Raw genomic sequence first — 399 nt, 5'->3', positions numbered from 1 at the left:
CCCGGCCCGACCCCAGGTGGCCCGCGGCCCGGCCCGCGCACGCCGAAGGTCGGTAACAACCCGTTCTCGTCGGCGCAGCCCGTCGAGCGTCCGGCCCCTCGCCCGCCCGCAGGTGCGCCTCCGCGTCCGGGTGCCGCAGGCCCCGGCGGACCCCGTCCCGGTGGCGGACCCCGCCCCGGTGGTGCCTCGCCCGGCAACATGCCTCCTCGTCCCATGGGTTCCACCAGTGCACGTCCCGGTGGCGGACCCCGCCCCGGCGGCGGACCTCGTCCTGGTGGCGGCCCCCGTCCCGGTGGTGCCGGTGGCGGCGCGCGTCCCGGTGGTGCCGGTGGCGGTGGCGGTAACTACCGCGGGGCGGTGGCGGTAACTACCGCGGCGGCGGCGCCGGTGGCCCCGGCG

General features: G+C 80.5%; 1 pseudogene. It reads left to right on the top strand.

Features of this window, described 5'->3' with window-relative positions:
- Positions 1-213 precede the first annotated feature (213 nt).
- Positions 214-399, top strand: a pseudogene (locus H7J73_RS01005) (hypothetical protein); the annotation flags it as partial.

The sequence above is a fragment of the Mycolicibacterium komossense genome (assembly GCF_025822605.1).
Classification (GTDB): Bacteria; Actinomycetota; Actinomycetes; order Mycobacteriales; family Mycobacteriaceae; genus Mycobacterium; species Mycobacterium komossense.
Note: the sequence above shows the minus strand (reverse complement) of the source record. Positions and strands in the feature narration are given on the sequence as shown.